At 53.4% G+C, this 18,747-nt stretch carries 16 protein-coding genes; 9 read left to right on the top strand and 7 right to left on the bottom strand.

Translation table 11 applies throughout. The features are described from left to right. The first annotated feature begins 66 nt into the window (after nt 1–66). Nucleotides 67–915, top strand: a complete 849-nt coding sequence (locus AC6I7T_RS28960; RefSeq protein ID WP_497791314.1) for a hypothetical protein — start codon at nt 67–69, stop codon at nt 913–915. 523 nt (nt 916–1,438) lie between these two features. Here the strand turns inward: AC6I7T_RS28960 and AC6I7T_RS28955 are convergent. Together AC6I7T_RS28955 and AC6I7T_RS28950 are read right to left on the bottom strand one after the other, a co-directional pair. Next, complete coding sequence (locus AC6I7T_RS28955) at nt 1,439–1,585, bottom strand: hypothetical protein (protein WP_497791313.1); 147 nt, start codon at nt 1,583–1,585, stop codon at nt 1,439–1,441. A 224-nt stretch (nt 1,586–1,809) separates the two neighbouring features. Continuing rightward, nucleotides 1,810–3,222, bottom strand: coding sequence for an alpha/beta fold hydrolase (locus AC6I7T_RS28950; RefSeq protein WP_497791312.1), 1,413 nt, complete (start codon nt 3,220–3,222; stop codon nt 1,810–1,812). Nucleotides 3,223–3,436: 214 nt separating this feature from the next. Here AC6I7T_RS28950 and AC6I7T_RS28945 point away from each other — a divergent pair, with 214 nt between their 5' ends. Continuing rightward, nucleotides 3,437–4,732 (top strand): epoxide hydrolase family protein, encoded by a 1,296-nt coding sequence (locus tag AC6I7T_RS28945; protein ID WP_497791311.1) that lies wholly within the window; start codon nt 3,437–3,439, stop codon nt 4,730–4,732. Between the two features lie 227 nt (nt 4,733–4,959). Next, entirely contained in the window at nt 4,960–5,223 is a 264-nt protein-coding gene (locus AC6I7T_RS28940; RefSeq protein WP_497791310.1) for a hypothetical protein, read from the top strand. 312 nt (nt 5,224–5,535) lie between these two features. On the opposite strand, the gene AC6I7T_RS28935 is transcribed toward AC6I7T_RS28940, so the two are convergent. From AC6I7T_RS28935 to AC6I7T_RS28915, 5 genes are all read right to left on the bottom strand, one after another. After that, the gene (locus AC6I7T_RS28935; protein WP_497791309.1) at nt 5,536–6,042 is read right to left on the bottom strand and encodes an SRPBCC family protein; all 507 of its coding nucleotides are present in this window, start codon (nt 6,040–6,042) and stop codon (nt 5,536–5,538) included. Continuing rightward, the gene (locus AC6I7T_RS28930; RefSeq protein WP_497794654.1) at nt 6,026–6,370 is read right to left on the bottom strand and encodes an ArsR/SmtB family transcription factor; all 345 of its coding nucleotides are present in this window, start codon (nt 6,368–6,370) and stop codon (nt 6,026–6,028) included. Before AC6I7T_RS28930 ends, AC6I7T_RS28935 begins: the two co-directional genes overlap by 17 nt. Before the next feature lie 315 nt (nt 6,371–6,685). Beyond that, complete coding sequence (locus tag AC6I7T_RS28925) at nt 6,686–6,925, bottom strand: hypothetical protein (RefSeq protein ID WP_497791308.1); 240 nt, start codon at nt 6,923–6,925, stop codon at nt 6,686–6,688. Between the two features lie 172 nt (nt 6,926–7,097). Further along, on the bottom strand, nt 7,098–7,856 hold the full coding sequence (locus AC6I7T_RS28920; RefSeq protein WP_497791306.1) for a LytR/AlgR family response regulator transcription factor: 759 nt from the start codon (nt 7,854–7,856) through the stop codon (nt 7,098–7,100). Next, the gene (locus AC6I7T_RS28915) at nt 7,828–8,844 is read right to left on the bottom strand and encodes a sensor histidine kinase (RefSeq protein ID WP_497791305.1); all 1,017 of its coding nucleotides are present in this window, start codon (nt 8,842–8,844) and stop codon (nt 7,828–7,830) included. Before AC6I7T_RS28915 ends, AC6I7T_RS28920 begins: the two co-directional genes overlap by 29 nt. Before the next feature lie 466 nt (nt 8,845–9,310). On the opposite strand from AC6I7T_RS28915, the gene AC6I7T_RS28910 reads away from it, so the two are divergent. The 6 genes from AC6I7T_RS28910 (at nt 9,311) to AC6I7T_RS28885 (ending at nt 18,465) form a co-directional block, all read left to right on the top strand. Beyond that, nucleotides 9,311–9,754, top strand: a complete 444-nt coding sequence (locus AC6I7T_RS28910) for a hypothetical protein (RefSeq protein WP_497791304.1) — start codon at nt 9,311–9,313, stop codon at nt 9,752–9,754. A 170-nt stretch (nt 9,755–9,924) separates the two neighbouring features. After that, complete coding sequence (locus tag AC6I7T_RS28905; RefSeq protein WP_497791303.1) at nt 9,925–10,449, top strand: DinB family protein; 525 nt, start codon at nt 9,925–9,927, stop codon at nt 10,447–10,449. A 190-nt stretch (nt 10,450–10,639) separates the two neighbouring features. Further along, nucleotides 10,640–13,123, top strand: coding sequence for an ABC transporter permease (locus AC6I7T_RS28900; protein ID WP_497791302.1), 2,484 nt, complete (start codon nt 10,640–10,642; stop codon nt 13,121–13,123). Nucleotides 13,124–13,630: 507 nt separating this feature from the next. Then, nucleotides 13,631–13,963, top strand: coding sequence for a PadR family transcriptional regulator (locus AC6I7T_RS28895; protein WP_497791301.1), 333 nt, complete (start codon nt 13,631–13,633; stop codon nt 13,961–13,963). A 10-nt stretch (nt 13,964–13,973) separates the two neighbouring features. Continuing rightward, nucleotides 13,974–16,646, top strand: coding sequence for an ABC transporter permease (locus tag AC6I7T_RS28890; RefSeq protein WP_497791300.1), 2,673 nt, complete (start codon nt 13,974–13,976; stop codon nt 16,644–16,646). A 181-nt stretch (nt 16,647–16,827) separates the two neighbouring features. Next, nucleotides 16,828–18,465, top strand: coding sequence for an ABC-F family ATP-binding cassette domain-containing protein (locus tag AC6I7T_RS28885; protein WP_497791299.1), 1,638 nt, complete (start codon nt 16,828–16,830; stop codon nt 18,463–18,465). Nucleotides 18,466–18,747 lie beyond the last annotated feature (282 nt).

Below are 18,747 nucleotides of genomic sequence, written 5' to 3'. Positions count from 1 at the left end.
AGCGGACAAGTCACGACTAACTTTCCAAGAAATGAACCATGGAGTACTTCCGCCAAGAGCAGAAGGATGCAATGCATATTCCAGGGGCCGAATCTATCGTCCGAGGGTGGGCCATTTAAGCCTTCTTTTGGCACCTTACACCGAAGGAAGCTTGAATGGGCCAGCTCGCCGTCGCGTTGGATGAGTTGGCGCCTCTCTTTCAAACGGGCTACGCTATCGGAATCCCCTTTTGGCGCTGTTTATCTAATCGCGCTATCATCCGCGTATGCAGGCATCACGGTCCCGACTATGACAACGATCAATACTTTGGAGACGTACAACCTTCATGCCTATTCGGTAGAATCGTCACTGTTTGCCCCAAAAGTATCCCCCATCGTGAATCAGTTTTCTGGCGACGAACTGAAATCGGTTCTGCCTCACAGTGTGCTTCTCGAAAACGGGACAGGCAAGAATATTTGGAGTATTACAGTTCTCTACACATTTCCAGATGAGATTGCTGCGTCAGGGCAGGCCAAGCGCTACATCGTTACACATACCGCGCCGATACGCACAAGCGACGACAGGATGTTACACACTGGCGATCAGATCTTAATAACTCCAGTACGAAAATTGACAATCCTTCATAGATCTAACCAACTGCCGAAACAAGGGCAGAGGATTCCACTATCACTCTCAATGGAAGCCGCTAGCTACAAGCACAAGAACATTGACTCAGGGAAAAGAGTGCAAATATCAGTCGATTCTGTCGTGTTTGAGGACGGTGAAGTGATTGGGCCTGATGCCGCTGCAAAAATAGAAGTTTTCAATGAGCGCCTCGATGCCGATCTACACCTCGTCGACACGGTCGGCGGGTTTGCGCGGACCTGCCCTAAAGGATTTTCTGCAAGCAACCGCGTCGCAACCCGTTGCGACTGATCGCGATATTTATATGACTAACGTCGCAGCAAACTTTCTTACTTTACTCAATGCCGAGGGAGAGGCGGCACTTTTGAAAATGGTGGAACACCTCAGGTCGATGCCACCGTTTCATGAGAAGCATTTAACCAGGGCCGTGCAGAAATAGACAAGGTTGTTTGCATCCGTGTGTAATCGTGCGCGGGCTACCCGCCCGGATGCCAGAAATGCTCTACATATCGTGAAAGTTCAAAAATGGCTCAAGTTTCTTTTCTAGCCCTTCCATCGAATTAAGAATCTATCCTGCGCTATGCTGTCTTTCCTCCGCAAGCTTTATAACTCTTCTGGAGCTACAGTCGCCAGGGGGTTCGCGTGATCAAGGTTTACGATCCTAAACGCATGCAGACGAAATTCGTTGATGTACTCAAATACCCAGAATCTTGAGGAAACAGAAATCGCGCTTCTCTGTGGGATTTGATGAAAGGAAATTGCAGTTGTTTCTGCTCGGGACTCGCTTCCCAGCTCAGCAGCGCCTGATAAAAATCTAAAATCGCATGTATATTTCGAAACGCCGGTTGTAGAGGTCGAGACGCAGCTTTTCCTTGTTCGTTATCCACTGCTGCCTGCTGATTCGTGCTACATAAACAGCAACTCCTATCGTCGCTGTTGCCGTCGCGACTTTCACGATCATGCCTATTCAAGGATTCATGGCGCTCAGCTCAGCACTACTCTACTTTCCTGTTGACTTGTCGTTTCTTGGAGTTCGTCCCTCAAAGTAAGCTAGGATTCATGAATCTATTGGACAACGCTTATTCAGATAAGATTTGAATACTCATTGGGGAATCAATAGCACCTCATTGCCCAAGTCTGATCAGAGGAGTTCTAGACAATGTCCAAGCACGACCACAGCCCCTATCAGTACGCCTCGATATCCTGTTGCCCCTGGAGACGCCCGCGAGGCTTGTCCAGGAACTGCCCGATGTATAGATCCCCCTCCAGAGAGTTCAGCAACGGGCCGTGGACACGTTTGGTAAAGAGCAGTCGCTGGCTGTTCGGGAAATAATGATGGATCAGGTCGTTGTACAAGGGCCTGCATGCGTCATCCAGCGCACCTGCCCCAAGCAGTACAGGAACGTTGCTGTAGTACGGCTTTTTAGTGGCTGCATTTATCGGCTTCACTTGCCAGACGTCACACATCGCGCCGTAAACATCATTGACGTGAAAACCAGCCAGCCAAGGGAGAACGGTTTCCTGCTGCTTGATAGTGGCCTGATCTTCAAAGGCCATCTTGTCTGAGCAATAAACTGACAGTCGCATACCCGATATCGAGCCACTTCCCGCGAACACGTCGTCGAAAAACTCCTTCACATACGGCTCCTGCCGCCCCTCGATCATATCGTTGATGATCTGAGGCAACTTCTTTATCCCGTCGTAGTCCTCCACCCTGCTGTGGATAATGCTCAACAGCTCTCTGCGACTGTAGTATAGGGATACGATCCTACTATCTTTCAACTTATAGTTGATCGTAAACACCTTGTCGCCAAGACTGCTGAAGTAGCTGTGAAATCGATCAAGGAGGGTGCTGTCGCCGCTGCTGCCCAGCACGGAGGTCAACGCTTCATTGAAGTTAGCCAGTTCCTCTTCATCGATGTTTACAAACTCAGGAAGGGGCGAGTCCAGAATCAGCGAACGAATGTGCTCGGGATACTTTTGCAGGACAGCCATCATCAGACCGCCGCTATAAGAGATACCCATAAGATTCAGCGAGTCGATGTGCAGCAGGCGGCGAAGGTCTTCGATATCTGCTGCACTTTGATCCGTGTTGTAGGCGGAGAGATCAACACCTTCTCTGATCAGCTTTTCACGGCATTGTCTGACCGATGAAAGGACCGCATCGTCTACAGAGCGGTGTTCGAGATAAGCGTTTTGAACCCCGTTCCCTTCTCCTCCACATTCTAGATTCGGCTGTGCGAAATAGGTTCCACGCTGCTCGAATGCGATATAGTCCCGATTACGTAACAGAGACCTACGGGCAATCGAAGTGACTGGATGCAACGAACTGACACCCGGACCGCCGCCAGTGTACAGGACGGGGTCAGGGCTCTTATTCGGATTATTGCTCTCCACATAGATAAACGGCAGCTTGATGGTCCGGCCCTGTGGGCGATTGCGATTTTCCGGTACGATCAGAAATCCGCACCAGGTCTTGTGGAGGCTGTCCGCCTTATAGATACAGTCACTCGGTTCAATACGAGGAACACTGACCTGCTGTGCGCCAGAGGCAACCGCCGCCACAAGAAGCAAACCAAGCAAAAGAGTTTTGATCATTATGTTCTCGCATACCTTCCTGAAGGACCATTTCAGATTAATTGACAGCTCAACCAACAACACTATCCCACCCGCAATGTTTGGACACGCAGTGCCGAAACATCGGCATTTGCTGAATTTACGGCGCAGGACTCGCGGTCAACCCTCTTAAAATGTGCGGCTTAGTTTGGCTTCCGTGTTGCTTCACTGGTTGCGAACAAACAAGGAGCCACCTATGAATAGAACACGAAATATGACACTTCTTGCTGCAATGGTCTTTCTCTGCGCAACGTCGTCCTTTGCGCAAGACGCAACACGTCATGCGACGACTGCTACAAGTCCCTTGGCGGCAGACGCAATACGTCCATTCCATGTCCACATCTCTAACGTACAGATCCATGACCTGAGGAAACGGCTGGCGGAGACACGACTCCCTGATAAGGAAACGGTGAACGATGAATCTCAGGGGGTTCGACGCGCAGAGATGCAGGAGCTTCTGCAGTACTGGGGCCATTCATACAACTGGCGCAAAGTAGAAGCCCAATTGAATGCCTTGCCCGAATTTGTAACAACGATTGATGGCGTTGATATCCAGTTCATCCACGTGCATTCGAAAGTGCCTAATGCCTTGCCTCTGATTCTCACGCATGGTTGGCCCGGATCTCCCCTGGAGTTTATGAAGGTCATCGGACCGTTGACCGACCCAGTCGCATACGGAGGACACGTAGAAGATGCATTCGATGTCGTCATTCCTGCGATCCCGGGCTATGGGTTTTCAGGCATACCAACGGAACTTGGCTGGGGGCCTGACAGGGTAGCGCGGGCTTGGGACGTGCTGATGAAGCGTCTTGGCTACACGCGCTACGTCTCCGAGGGTGGTGATCATGGATCGGTAATTTCGGATGCGCTGGCGCGTCAGGCACCACAGGGACTACTCGGTATTCATCTGACCATGCCTGCAACCATCCCTGCGGACCTTGTGAAAGGCATTCACAGCGGAGACCCGGCACCAGATGGACTGGCGCCATCAGAGATGCGCGCATATAACGCCCTCAGCTCCTTCTTTGGAAGAAACGCAGCATACGGCGCCATGATGGTGACACGTCCACAGACCATCGGCTACGCCCTCTCCGACTCCCCGAGCGCACTTGCTGCCTATACCTACGAGAAGATCGCCGCGTGGTCTGACAGCAACGGCCATCCAGAGAAAGTCATTGGACGCGATGCCATCCTCGATGATATCTCCCTGTACTGGTTCACCAACACGGGTGCATCTTCCTCGCGTTTCTACTGGGAGAACAACAACAATAACTTCAGCTCCGTTGCGCAAAGGACCACTCAGATCAAGGTGCCGGTGGCCATCACGGTTTTCCCCCACGAGATCTATCGTGCCCCCGAGACGTGGTCACGACAGGCTTATCCGTCTCTTTACTATTTCCACGAAGCAGAAAAGGGCGGCCACTTCGCAGCGTGGGAACAGCCCGAGTTGTTCACGACTGAGCTTCGTGCCGCCTTCAAATCTCTGCGATGACAGGGACGATGCAATCACAACAATCGTGCCGACTTACCTTGGGGAGCAACTCCCCAGGGTAAGTATAAGTAACGATATGTCTTAGTTCTGTATCTGGAGCGCAGTTGTGTAGCCTACTTGGATAGCCTCCGTCCTGGGGCGCAAGGTTCGTTCCCCCGGAACGTGGTTCTGCATCTTGCAGTTGCAACCACTAAGACGCTCAATTAGAACTATCGTATGAAAGAGGCATGATGATGCAAGCAAAGAACTCGATTACCAAAGTAAAAGTGGGCAGCACAGCCGTTGGTGCAGTTGCAACCGGCGCACTTGCAGTCGGTGCGGTTGCTTTTGGCGCATTGGCTATCGGCGCGCTCGCGGTGGGCGTCATGACGGTAAAACGCTTGAGGATTTTGGAGGCACACATCGAGAAGCTCTCAGTCGGAAGTTTGACGGTGAATCATCTTGAAGTTCGGTCTCAACAGACTTGCGGAGGATCACGCTCCATAGATTAATAATGAGAAACGCCTATGTAGCCGGGAAAATATCTCGATTTATACAAAATCGCTAATGCACTCGTCGAGAGAGAGAATTACTAACCTTAAGTCGGCATCTCGCGGGGTTTGCAGAAGTTTCGTCGCTTCGCTTCACAGGAGCCATCTATTGCTGGCAGACTCGACGAGTGATCTGGCATGTTAGCAGCAGTCGAGCCAAGAATCACGTATTCGGACAGCGGCAATTGGGTGTGGTGACGAGAAGCCCGGATGAAGTTGCCTCCCGCCACCCTTGGCCGTTTCTCCCCATGACAGTCGTCAATACCCAACTTTCTATTCCGACTTCGTCAGCCCCGCAACGACTGTGGCAAGCTTATCGAGAATCTGGTTCCAGCCCTCGATTTGCCCGCTATTCTTTGCGCTTTCCATGGGCTCATTTCCAATGAAAGTGAGTTTCGTCTGGCCGTTACCAATATCCTCAAAAAGAATTATGTCGTGCGCACCCTCTACGGCCTCATGTTCGATTCCATACTGCTCGGGCTCAACTTTGTTGCCCTCCGAATCAGAGAAATACATGGAGGAAACGATTTTCTCGTACGGAACAATCTCGTGGTATTCACCAGCGTTCCAGAACTCCTGGCCATCCGGCGTTCGCATGCAGCATAGAAATTTTCCACCCACACGAAAATCCATCTTGCACACAGGTGCCGTAAATCCCTTCGGCCCCCACCACTGCATCACATATTTCGGGTCTGTCCACGCCTTCCAAACCAATTCGCGTGGGGCATCAAATATTCTCGTTACAACCATCCGGTCTGTCTCGTTAACCGTCCTTGTCACTTCTGACCTCCCTCTTTTTCATTTGATTCACCACCACATCCAGCTTGTCGAAACTCTCTTCCCAGAATCGACGGTAATAGCTGGCCCAGTCACTGACTGTCTTTATCGTCTCTGGCCTAAGCGTGCATATACTCTCTCGTCCACGCTTCGTCTTGATTACAATCCGTGCTCGTACCAAGCAGGCAATGTGCTTTGAAATCATCTGCTGCGAGAGTGCAAACGGTTCAGTCAATCCATGAACGGTGGCAGGCCCATGTGAGAGCCGTTCGATCATTGCCCGCCGGGTTGGATCAGACAAAGCCGCAAATGTTGTACCCAATCTATCCACAACCAAATGGTAGTGTATTTTCTCTCGATGTCAAGTGTAGATTTTCAGATCCTGATTGCTGCTCTCTGATCTCTGAGTCCTGACGCATGCGCCAATTTGATATTTCCCTATGAGCCGCGTATCGCAGTTGGACGCATGGTTTGAAGGCCGGCTTTTGACGAGCAAGTACTTATTAACACAGACGATTGCAGAGCGCCACAACCTGCGCAACGGCGCCCGCCGTCACAGTTGAGACGCCTGCATCAGGACCGGAGGAATACGGATTGCCTCTTCTCGGCGTACCAGTGTCGTCGATCTTCTATGTCTGGGAGGCCTTTACTTTACGCTGTTATATTCTTCATTACTAACAGGCCTCAACCAAACAGTTTTTCCTTTCTGAATCGGCGTCACCGCCATATAGGAGAAGGCGCTAATGCGATCATCTTCCGCGCCTCGGATGCCGCGTTGGAGTTGAATGAGGCTGCGTACTTGCTTGGCTTTGAAGACCCCAATTCCTTTGGTCGCGCTTTTCGCGTTTGGAAAGGAGTACATCCAAGCGATTGGCGTGAAACTCATCGCGCTTCTACTGCTAAAGCATCTTCCACAAAGATGTAGACCAAGACACGGAGGCATATCGATTGGAGCTCCTCGACTTCCAACTTCTGCAAAATCGCCAAGTCATTTCGTTGACCTGCTAAGCAGTAGTAGCTCCCCACTCGTAGGATTCTGGCTTTGCTACAACTCAAGATTAAGATTCCAGCAGCGCCCGTAACTTGTGAGCGTATCTGCGGCTCGACGTGACCACCGTTCCTTCTGCCAATACAATGTCGTAAACCCCATCGAACATCGGACGAATTTCGCTAATACAGGCACCGTTCACGATTGCCGATTTCCGCACGCGGATGAAGTGTTGTGGCGCCAGCTTCTCTTCCAGTTGTGCCAGGGTTTTCCGCAACAGGTGACTGCCGCTGGCGGTGTGTATGCAGACATAGTTTCCCGTTGCTTCGATCCACAAAACGTTGGAAACGGGAACGAAGAAAATCCGTTTCTTATCATTCACCACAAAGCGTTCCAATGGGCGGAGACTACGGAGGGATTGGAGCAGTGGTTCGAGACTTCGATTTGCTTCCCTGCGCTGTTCGAGGACCAGGCGTGCGTGAACCAAGGCCTTGGCAAATCGCTCCTTATCATACGGTTTCAGGAGATAGTCAACTGCGTGCACTTCGAATGCACGAATGGCGTGCGCATCATAAGCCGTGACAAAGATATATACGGGAGCAGGGCCGGTAGCTGGCTCCACATTTTCGATGACTCCAAAACCGTCCAGATCAGGCATCTGCACATCGAGAAAAACGATGTCGGGATGAAGTTCATTGATCTGCTCCACCGCGCTTATTCCGTTCGCCGCCTCGCCTACAACTTCAATGCCGTCGTGTTCGGCCAGATAGCGACGGATACCGCGCCGGGCGATTGGTTCGTCATCGACGATGAGGACTCGCGTCTTCATGGGAACTCCTCAGTGGAATGGTGATGATGGCTTCACAGCCTCGACCGTCGCCCCTGGTAAGTTCCAGCGACGACTCGTCTCCGTAGAGCTGTTTCAAGCGTGATTGGACATTGGTGAGTCCGACGCCGAATCGCAGGCGCGATCCTGGTGCCGGGCCCGGGCCATCATCGCGGACGCAGAGCCAAACTCTGCCGTTGTGGAGTTGCGCAGCGATCTCTAACCGGCCTGCAGCGGAATCGACGCTGATGCCGTGCTTGATGGCATTCTCAACCAGTGGCTGAAGAGCCAGGCTCGGTACATAGACTCCGAGAAGGTCAGCTGGCACGTCCATGTGAACTTTCAACCGATCATGAAAGCGTGTCTGTTCTATCTCCAGATACTTGCCGACGAACTCGAGCTCGCTCTGCAAGGTGATTTCGTTCTCCCGCCGTTCGAGGGCCATGCGCAGCAAGTCGCCGAGGCGGACCAGGAGACGGCTCGCAGCATCGACGTCTTCCTGCATCAGGATGCCAATGGTGTGAAGACTGTTGAACAAAAAGTGCGGATGTAACTGGCTCTTAAGGTTCTCAAGTTCGGCATGGGAGAGCTGCGTTTCCAGTTGCGCCGCTCTAGTCTGGCGCTCCATAGCAGCCTGGTAAAAGTGGATCGACTGATACAGCCCCACCACTAACCAGTACGTAAGTATGCCAGTAAAGCTCATAGATAGAACACTGATTGCAAACGTAGGAAGAAGGTGCAGCGCACGGGGATTACTTATGTGAAAAACTGACCACAGAAGTCCACGGCTCAGAAAGTATTCGGTGACAGATGCCAGGGGAGCCATCACGAGCGACGTGATTGTGTGGATCACTATATGGGGTACAATTCTCGGCCCTGTCAACGGGAACCGTTTGGCCAGACCAATCACAAGCGGTGTGTATGCTGCCCACACGCACCAGTAGACAAGTTCGAGCGCGCTGTCGGGCACCCAGCTGACGTGCGTACCCATTACCTTCACCAGTACGATCCTGCGTACGGCAAACAACAGTCCTACAACTGTCCACGCACACAGGATCAAAATCCATCTTGTCCGTCCCCTATCTGGTTTGGCCTCGAGCAATGGTTTTGTCGCCCCCTCCGGCACGGATTATAGCTGAACCTTCGAAGAAGACATCAAGTTCTCTCGGCAAAGTGATTTCAGCCGCCAACTGCCCAGACGTTTGTGCTGGATGCCGCTGCCACACTTTGAATTCCGATATTCTCTGGGAACGAATCCGTAACGACAGTACTTGATGGCCAACTCAGACCGCTTATCTCGTTTCGGATACCGCATGTCACTTTTCCTGCAAACACTGGCTTTACACGGCATATGTTCCTGAGCACGAGTCGTTCTAAGTGACGCAGAGGAGTTCTACATGAAGAGAATTCTGACTCAGTACGGAGGGCACGCGCTTGCGGTTGCTCGGAGGTTTCCGTTGGCGTCGGATGCCGGCTGTGCGCTGCCTTTGGAGCCCATGGGCATTCCTGCCGCCATCGATGCGGCAATTACCGGGCCCGCAGACAAGAATCGAGCCGGCATGAAGGCCCTGTTTATACCCGAAGCGCGCCTGATGTTCGTTTCAATCGGCGTGGACGGGACACCAGCTTACACCATCCGGACCTTGGACGATTGGATCGCACGCGTTAAAACCAGTGGCCTCGCCATGCTCGAAGAAAGGCAGCTCAAATTTCAACTTGAGCGTTACGGCAACATCGCCCAGTTATGGAGCAGTTACGCGCTGCACAGCGACGGAGAGCAAGTCGCGCGCGGCATCAACTGCATTCAAGCGATCAAAGGAGCCGGCGGCTGGCGAGTTACGGGCATCATGACGCAGGCCGAGTCGGTCACTGCGCCGTTACCCAAGAAATATCTGCCGTAAGAGGCAAGCCTGAGAGGAGCTTGACTGCACGGGCTGGCTGCGCGTGCGATTTGCGAGACTGCTCGACATTTCAATCCGAAAGCGCAACTCAATTCGCCGCTGGCGCGCAGCATCGGCGCAGAACTCTTTGCAAAACCATTTGCTTGAAACAAACCAAGGGAGGATTCACTATGAGAACGTTTCGAATTGTAAGTACGATGACTGCGATCGCCATCATCGTAGCCGTGGCTGCTACAACGTCGCAAGCTCAGCCTGCACAGACGGTTCAGGCAACTCTGTCCAAAGAGGCTGGGACTCTTTCCGACAAATTCACAGGAATGGCGCGAGTGATGGCAGGGAAATATGATTGGAGGCCGGGTCAGGGCGTGCGTTCCGTGGGAGAAGTATTCAACCTTATTGTCATGGAGAATGGCATACTCGCCGGAACGCTGACCGGTGCAACGGGCGGCATGCGGCCGGCGCCGATTACTGACCCCGAGAAACTGCAAGAGGCGTTAAAGACCTCCTACGCCAACCTGCAACAGACAATCGCCGGACTCTCGGATGCCGATCTGAAGGCGCCGGTCAAGCTGTTTGGCCGGGATATGACAAAGGAAAGCGCAATCCAGCATCTCTTCGCAGACCAGCACGAGCACCTCGGACAGTCGATTGCCTACGCGCGCATGAACGGCGTCATTCCGCCGTGGTCGAAGTAGGAGACCTATCGCCTTTCCGCAAGCTCATGAGCATTCAGGCTGATGTAACCCGAGCACTACATCAGCCCTCCTCAATCGAAGAAATCGATCTTGCATGAGCTGCGGGACGACGATGGAAGAAGGAGAGACCGCCGATTGCAAACTGATAACTAAATAAGATTCTGTGATTTTGACCGAGAGGAGCGTCTTCATGGGGACTTTAGTTCAGGATGTTCGCTATGGTTTGCGCATGCTCATCAAGAGGCCCACCTTCACGATCGTGGCTGTCCTGACTCTGGCTCTGGGCGTAGGAGCCAACACGGCCATTTTCAGCATCGTGAATGCCGTGTTGCTACGTTCTCTGCCTTACCGCGATCCCGATCGCTTGGTGCGAATCTTCTTTAACGAGCCCGGCGTAGGCTTGCGGGACGTTAAGTTTTCCAAGCCTGAACTGGATGACCTGCAGACGCGAGCGGGTGTATTTGAAGATGTAACCCCGATCTTTGAGGGTAGTGAGAATTTGACTGGAGCCGGAGAGCCCGAGCGTGTCGAGGGGGTCAATGGCGGTTTCAGCTACTTTTCCATGCTAGGTGTGATCCCGCAAATTGGACGTCTGTTTGGTCCGCAAGACTTCGCGCCTGGTTTCGCTCCCGTAGCTGTAATCAGCGACGGCCTATGGCGCCGTGACTATAGCGCCGATCCGAATGTTCTCGGCAGTACCATCCGGATCGACGGTGACCCCATTACAATTATCGGGGTTTTGCCACGCGGATTTCGCCATCCTGGACCGACATCTTCCGGCGAAGTGGAAGTGTTTGGCGCCGGCGGATTCAGCGCAGATCCCTTTCCCCAGCCAATGCGTGGTACCCGGGTTTTAGTATCTGGAATCGGACGACTTAAGCCTGGCCTGACACTGGTGCAAGCTCAGGCGCGGCTCACTGCCATGGCTGCCCAATTACGCCATGACTTTCCCACCGATTACCCGCCGCAGGCGCAATGGACAATTGAGATTCAACCATTGCAGGAAACGTTGGTGGGAAAGGTCCGGCCCATGCTGCTGGTATTACTTGGCGCGGTCATCCTGATCGCCTTCATCGTATCGTTGAACATTGCCAATCTCCTCTTGGCGCGTGCATCGGGACGACAGCAGGAGATGGCGGTGCGGTCAGCGCTGGGGGCGAGTCGCGGCCGCATAGTGCGCCAGATGCTGACCGAGTCCCTGCTGCTGTCGCTTCTCGGCGGCGGCGCGGGAATCGCAACCGCGGTGGTTACTTTGCGTTCCATCCTGCGCTTTGTGCCATCCAACATTCCTCGGCTCAGCGAAGTACGAATCGACTGGGCGGTGCTGGCCTTCGCTCTGCTGATTTCCATTCTTACCGGCTTAGTGTTTGGACTTGCTCCGGCGCTTCATTCGGCAAAAGCTGCTCTCTCCTCGGCCATTCGTGAAGGTGGTCGGGGGTCCGGCTACAGCATCAAGACCGGCCGATTGCGCGATGTTCTCATCGTCTCTGAACTGGTATTTGCCGTCATACTGATGGTGGGAGCCGGCTTGCTGCTGCGTACGCTGCGGGATCTGTTGCAGGAAAATCCAGGCTTTAGTCCAACTCAAGTTGTCACGGCAAACACGTGGCTCGGAGTTCCTAACGATCCGAAGATGGATCCGTATCTCGGTATTCCCGGCAAGGTCACCTTTGATCGTGAATTGCTGCGGCGTATGAAGGCAATTCCTGGAGTGAATCTCGCCGCAATCACCTCAGCTATACCGACCACCAATAGCAATCCCAACGCGGTCGGTGGCTTAGCGGTTGAAGGCTTCGCGATTAAAGATAGACCGGTCGAGTCCTCGCAGGATCTGCGCGCTGAGAGAATTCGGATAAGCCCCGATTATTTTAAGGTGTTGCAGGCGACGCTCCTACGCGGTCGCTCATTCACCGAGGGCGATGAATACGGCAAACAGCCGGTGGCCATCATTGATGAAAGCACCGCTCGCAAATATTGGCCCGATCGTGATCCGCTGGGCCGCCAAGTACGGTTCGGGAAAGACCCGACGAAACCATGGACGACCGTCGTGGGTGTTATTAAAGATATTAAGAATGACGGTCTCGACATCGATGGCGTTCCCCACATCTTCGTTTCGACCTATCAAGACCCCAGCAAGCAAGTGAGCGTGATGTTGCGAACGTCTCTGCCCGCGACCCTGCTCGAATCACAGATTCGGCATGAAATCCAGAGCATTGATCCTGGCTTGCCGGTATTTAATGTTTCTTCTATGAACGACGTCCTTGATCGGTCACTGGCTTCACGCCGTCTTTCTGCCGATGTGGTGGGCGGATTCGCTGGACTGGCGGCGCTTCTGGCCTCCATCGGAATTTACGGATTGTTGGCTTATATGGTCGGCCAAAGATCGCGCGAGATCGGTATCCGCATGGCCCTGGGCGCGCGGCGGGGCGACGTTCTGAGAATGTTCTTACGCAAGGGGGTCGCACTTGCCGGCGTGGGCATCGTTGCCGGATTGGTCATTTCTGCATTCACTGCGTCCATGATGGCAAGTTTGCTCTACGGGGTGCGCCCCCATGATCCGGCTGTGTTTTTGATCGTACCTCTACTTTTGTTTGCCATTATCGTTCTAGCCAGCTACCTGCCAGCACGCCGCGCGATGAAAGTGAACCCCATAGTCGCCTTGCGTGAAAGTTGAGAACAGTTAGGGATTTGGACCATACGTATCTCTTATCTTGAGCTTGGAAAGCGCTTTGGAAAGACTTCGGGTAAGTACCACCGTTGTAATTAGGTAGCGCTCCAGTCCGGCTGTCGTGGTATCCTCGCTCTCCATTGTCAGTGGTGCCGATATCTTCGATTACAGTTACGACTGTAGTACTAAAGCATTTCCCGCACAGATGTACCCGAAGCGTAGAAGCTTTGGCAGCTTCGCGTCCACGAAGCCGGTTTATTCCTAACGGGCAGATGTCCGATTTGGCGCTTCTCGTCAACGTGGATCGCAGAATATTGTCCCGCTTCTCAATTACTTGTCCAGTTGCTCGCGCAAACAGAATTAGATGAGCGGTTTACGTTGTGGCAACACTGAGACAGCTATCAGGATCCCTTGGCATTCTCTCTGAAACCAGAACGGATTCGCCGCTTCGACTCTTGTTGACAATCTATAAGAGAAATGCTTATCTCTTGTAGATACTCTATAGGAGACTTCATGCCTCCGGCACAAACTGACCTGCTGCAGGGAACGCTCGATCTGCTGATCCTCAAATCGCTGACGCTTGAAGAGTTGCACGGAATGGGGATTTCGCGTCGCATTATGCAGATCACGAACGGTACGTTTGAGGTCAAAGCGGGCTCTCTCTTTCCTGCTTTGCATCGAATGGAAGAGGCAGGGTGGCTGACTTCATTCTGGGGCGAAGCCGAAACCAATCGACGGGCCAAGTTCTATCGCCTCACCAAGACCGGTAAGAGGCAATTGCAAACGGAGTCGGATAAATGGGAGCGCATCTCGCTCGCAATGGCAAGTGCGCTCCGCGCGACGTAGGAGGCGCATTGTGATTCAGTTCTGCCGCGCGTTCTGGCGCAACTTGCGTCATCGGCAAGTGCTTAATGAGGAACTGGACGAGGAATTGCAATCGTATATGGAGTCGATTGTGACGGAGAAGGTCCGGCGCGGGATTTCTCCTGATTCCGCTGTCCAGGAAGCACGGCTAGAAATTGGCGGATTGGAGCAGGTGAAGCAGGGCGTTCTCGACGCCAGAACAGGAGCCTTTGTGGAGGGGGTCATCCAAGATGTTCGCTATGCTCTCCGGAGCCTCGCCGGAAGTTTCGGGTTTTCAGCCATCATCGTTCTTACACTGGCACTTGGTATTGGAGCAAACAGTGCCATTTTCACTCTCGTGAATGGGGTCATTCTCAAGCCTCTTCCATATCCTGACTCAGATCGCCTTGTCATGCTCTGGGAAACCTCCGTTCAGAGCGACAAGCCCGGAACTGTGGCGCCGGCGAACTTCTACGACTGGCATCGGGAGAGTCATTCCTTCGAAAAGATGGCTGCGATTGATACGTACCCTGATTTCATTCTTAATGGTTCAGGGGAGGCTCAGCGTTTAGCAGGCGCAGAAGTAAGCCAGGAGTTTTTTTCTCTCCTAGGGGTTCGGATGACCCTCGGTAGGGATTTTCTCCCTGAAGAGGACCACCCTGGCTCCAGTCACGTTGTCATTTTGAGCTACGCGACATGGATGCGGCTCTTTGGGGGCCGAGCCGAAGTGGTGGGGCGCTCAATCCGGCTGAACGACGCTGCTTACACGATCGTTGGCGTGCTTCCGCGTGAGTTCTATCTGGTCAGCAAAGCCGCGGATTTCCAGTCGCGGAACCGGATCGATGTTTGGACACCGCTGGCTCTTGCATCGCCCCCGGAGGCATGGCAGCGCGGCACGCACCCACTTTGCGTCTTCGCTCGTCTCAGGCCGGGTAGTTCGTTTCAGCAGGCTCAATCAGACATGAGCATCGTCGCAGCAAATCTCGCACGGCTTTATCCGGATTACGATAAAGACAGGGGTGTCGCCGCGACTCCCCTCGAGTCTCACGTCGTCGACAGCGTTCGAGTAGCGTTGTTCACTCTTCTGGCTGCTGTCGGGTTGGTTCTGCTGCTCGCCTGTGCCAATATAGCGAATCTCATGCTGACACGGGCAGTGGCGCGACGGAAGGAGATTGCGATCCGTATTGCGCTCGGAGCAGGCGGCATAAGAATTGCCCGGCAACTCTTGACGGAGAGCATGTTATTGTCTCTGGCCGGCGGAATCTTAGGATTCGCGCTTGTGCTGTTCAGTGTGCCGGCGCTTGTTCGTCATCTACCGGCAGATTTACCACGAGCCTCAGATATTTCGATTGACTGGAGAGTGCTGGCCTTCACCAGCTCGATTTCCATACTCACGGGGACCCTGTTTGGCTTGGTCCCTCTTTACCAAGCGCGACGAGTCAGCGCAAACGACTCTCTAAAACAGGGAGGACGCGCAGTAGCCATGAACCGCTCTCGCATGCAGAATTCACTCATGGTTGCTCAACTGGCGATCGCTGTCATCCTTCTCACCGCAGCTGGCCTGATGACCAAGAGTCTCTGGAAATTGATGGAGGTCGCTCCCGGTTTTCGAACAGAACACATCCTCACGGCACGCCTATCACTGCCTCCTCAGTATGCGAACGGTTTTGCGTTTGGAACAGGCAAGCATCCAAGGATTTCGCAGTTCGAGAACGAATTGATAGAAACTGTGCACGCGATTCCAGGAGTCCAATCCGCGGCCTTCACTTCGTACCTGCCAATGTCCGGGGTTGATAATTCCTGGGGATTCACTATTGAGGGTCGCGCGCCGGGGCCGCCTGGTGTCGACGTGACGAACTATCGTCCTGTGACCGCTGGCTATTTTGAAACTATGGGGATACCTGTGCTCCATGGGCGAGACTTTTCAAAGGCAGATAGGGATGATAGCCCTCTGGTGATTATCATCAACGCAACCATGGCGCGAATCTGGTGGGGTGGCCAGAATCCCGTCGGCCAACACGTCCAGTTTGGCGATGATCAGTGGCGAACAATTGTTGGAGTCGTGGGCGACGTGCATCATGACGGTCTAGCTAATAGCCCAGAACCCGAGATGTACCTTCCCTACGGGCAAGCACCCAATGTCGAGATGCGCCCAATAATTGTTTTGCGCACGTCAGTCGAGCCAAAGAGCTTGGCTGGTGAATTGCGCAGAGCAGTCTCGGGTGTGGATCCGGACGTCCCCATGGATCAGATCGAAACCATGAAAGAACTCGTTTACGGTTCGGAAGGCGAATCGCGCTTCAGAACCGCATTCCTACTCTCGTTCGCTTTCCTTGCACTCTTCGTCGCATCGATCGGACTCTATGGCATGTTGAGCTACTCGGTTACACAACGCACACGCGAATTTGGTATTCGTATGGCGGTTGGAGCGACGCGCGGAGCAGTCCTTCGAGTGGTTTTGGGGAGGGCCGCAAAGTTCGTTTGCATCGGAGTCTGCGTCGGAATAGTCGGAGCACTTGCCCTTACGCATCTCATCGCCTCTCTTTTGTACCAGATCACACCATTTGACATTCCTATATTCGTAACCGTTCCAGTGCTGTTGATCGCTGTTGCATTTCTCGCCAGCTATTTTCCCGCCCGGCGAGCTTCTAGCGTCAACCCGATGGATGCTTTGCGATACGAGTGATCTTCCTGTGGCCGAGTTTTAGACTCGTAGGCTAAAATTTCAGTTCGCAATTGCGATTCCTTCAATTGAGCCACTATCGCCGACTCTCGCATCGAATGGATTTGTGCCGTGAAGTTGGCCGGCAATTTTCTGGCCAAGCTATACTGGAAAAGGCTGCCTGCCCGCGAGTTGCTCTTTCAAAATGATCTCTTTCTCAAGCATTAATAAACAATACGGCAAGCAGTTGCTCTTCGTGGACGCTTCCTTTCAGTTGAATCCCGGCGAAAAAGTCGGATTGGTAGGTCCGAACGGAGCGGGCAAGACAACGCTCTTCCGGATGGTAATTGGCGAGGAAACTCCCGACGAGGGCGTGGTGTCCGTCCCCAAGAAGCTTAAGATAGGCTACTTTCGCCAGGACGTTGCGGAAATGCAGGGTCGTCCAGTTGTAGATGAAGCGATTGCTGGCAGCGGACGCGTCGGCGAGCTGCACCACGAACTCGCAGCCTTGCAACTCGATATGTGCGACCCCGACAAGGGCGATGAAATGGACCGCATTCTTGATCGCTTCGGTCACGTTCAGGAGGAGTACGAGCAGCTTGGCGGCTACGCACTCGAATCGCAAGCCCGTGAAGTGCTCCACGGCCTGGGATTCAAAGATGATCAGATTGATGGCGACGTGGGCGCTCTCTCGGGCGGTTGGAAAATGCGGGTTGCGCTGGCTCGGGTCCTGCTCGGAATGCCGGATGTATTGCTGATGGACGAACCGACGAACCACCTCGACCTCGAATCCATCATCTGGCTCGAACAGTTCCTCAAGTCGTATCGGGGCGCGCTGTTCATGACTTCGCACGACCGCGAGTTCATGAATCGTCTGGTCTCAAAGATCGCGGAGATTGATGAAGGCGAAATCACCACCTACTCGGGTAACTATGATTTCTACGAGCGGGAAAGGGCCGTGCGAGAGAGCAACCAGCAGGCAGCATTTGCCCGGCAGCAGGCTATGCTTGCCAAAGAGCAGCGCTTCATTGAACGTTTCAAGGCGCATGCCGCCAAAGCGGCCCAGGTGCAGAGCCGCATAAAGGCTTTGGACAAGATCGAAAAGATTGAACTGCCGAAGAAACGCCAAGTGGTGAAGTTTGACTTCCGCACTCCCCCGCGATCTGGTGAACAGGTGGTTGTCATCGAAAATCTGCATAAGAGCTATGGCCCCCGTGTGATCTATGAGGGCTTCAACCTCACCATCCGTCGTGGAGAACGCTGGGCCGTGATGGGAAAAAACGGTGCGGGCAAGAGCACACTGCTCAAGATGATCGCCGGCGCCAGTGCTCCGGATGCCGGTAGCGTGCGGCTCGGCGCCAGCCTTTTTATGGGCTACTTTGCGCAACAGTCGCTGGACGTGCTCAATCCCGATCTCACCGTGATCGATCAGTTGCAACAGGATTTCCCCCAAGACGGTCTCGGGGCATTGCGAAACCTGGCCGGCGCATTCCAATTCTCCGGCGACGACGTGGACAAGAAGATTCGTGCACTCTCCGGTGGTGAAAAGTCGCGACTGGCAATAGCGCGTATGCTCTACAACCCGCCGAACTTCCTTGTGCTCGACGAACCGACGAATCACCTGGATCTTGCGACCAAGCAAATGCTAGTGGAAGCTCTGAAAGATTTTGAAGGCACCATGATCTTCGTATCGCATGACCGCATGTTCCTTCGCGGTCTCGGCTCACGTGTGTTGGAACTTGGCGGTGAAAGCGGCTCCGACCGCACTCCAACCATCTATCCCGGGTCGTACGATGAGTACGTGCAGATGCTTGGACATGAGGCGCCTGGAATCTATTCGTAGGCCTTGCAGGAATTTGTGCAACGACCATGGGGCGACGGCTTCACTCCCAAGGTGATCTGATCCAGCGCCTTGACGGAAATGGGCGCAGTCAAGCATTAGAGCATTTTCCGAAAAGGTGTGGACCGAAGCAATAGAAGTTGGCGCGGCTTTCCGCTAAAGAAAGCCGCTCTTCACTTAAGTTGGAAAGTTTACAGTATTTCGGAAAATGCTTTAGAGAATGTGTTGATTGGCGTTGGAGTGTCTGCCAGTGCCAAGTGCTCCACACCGTTCTCTTCAATCATT

Source organism: Humiphilus diazotrophicus (genome assembly GCF_059726315.1).
This window is presented reverse-complemented; position numbering and strand designations above follow the sequence as displayed.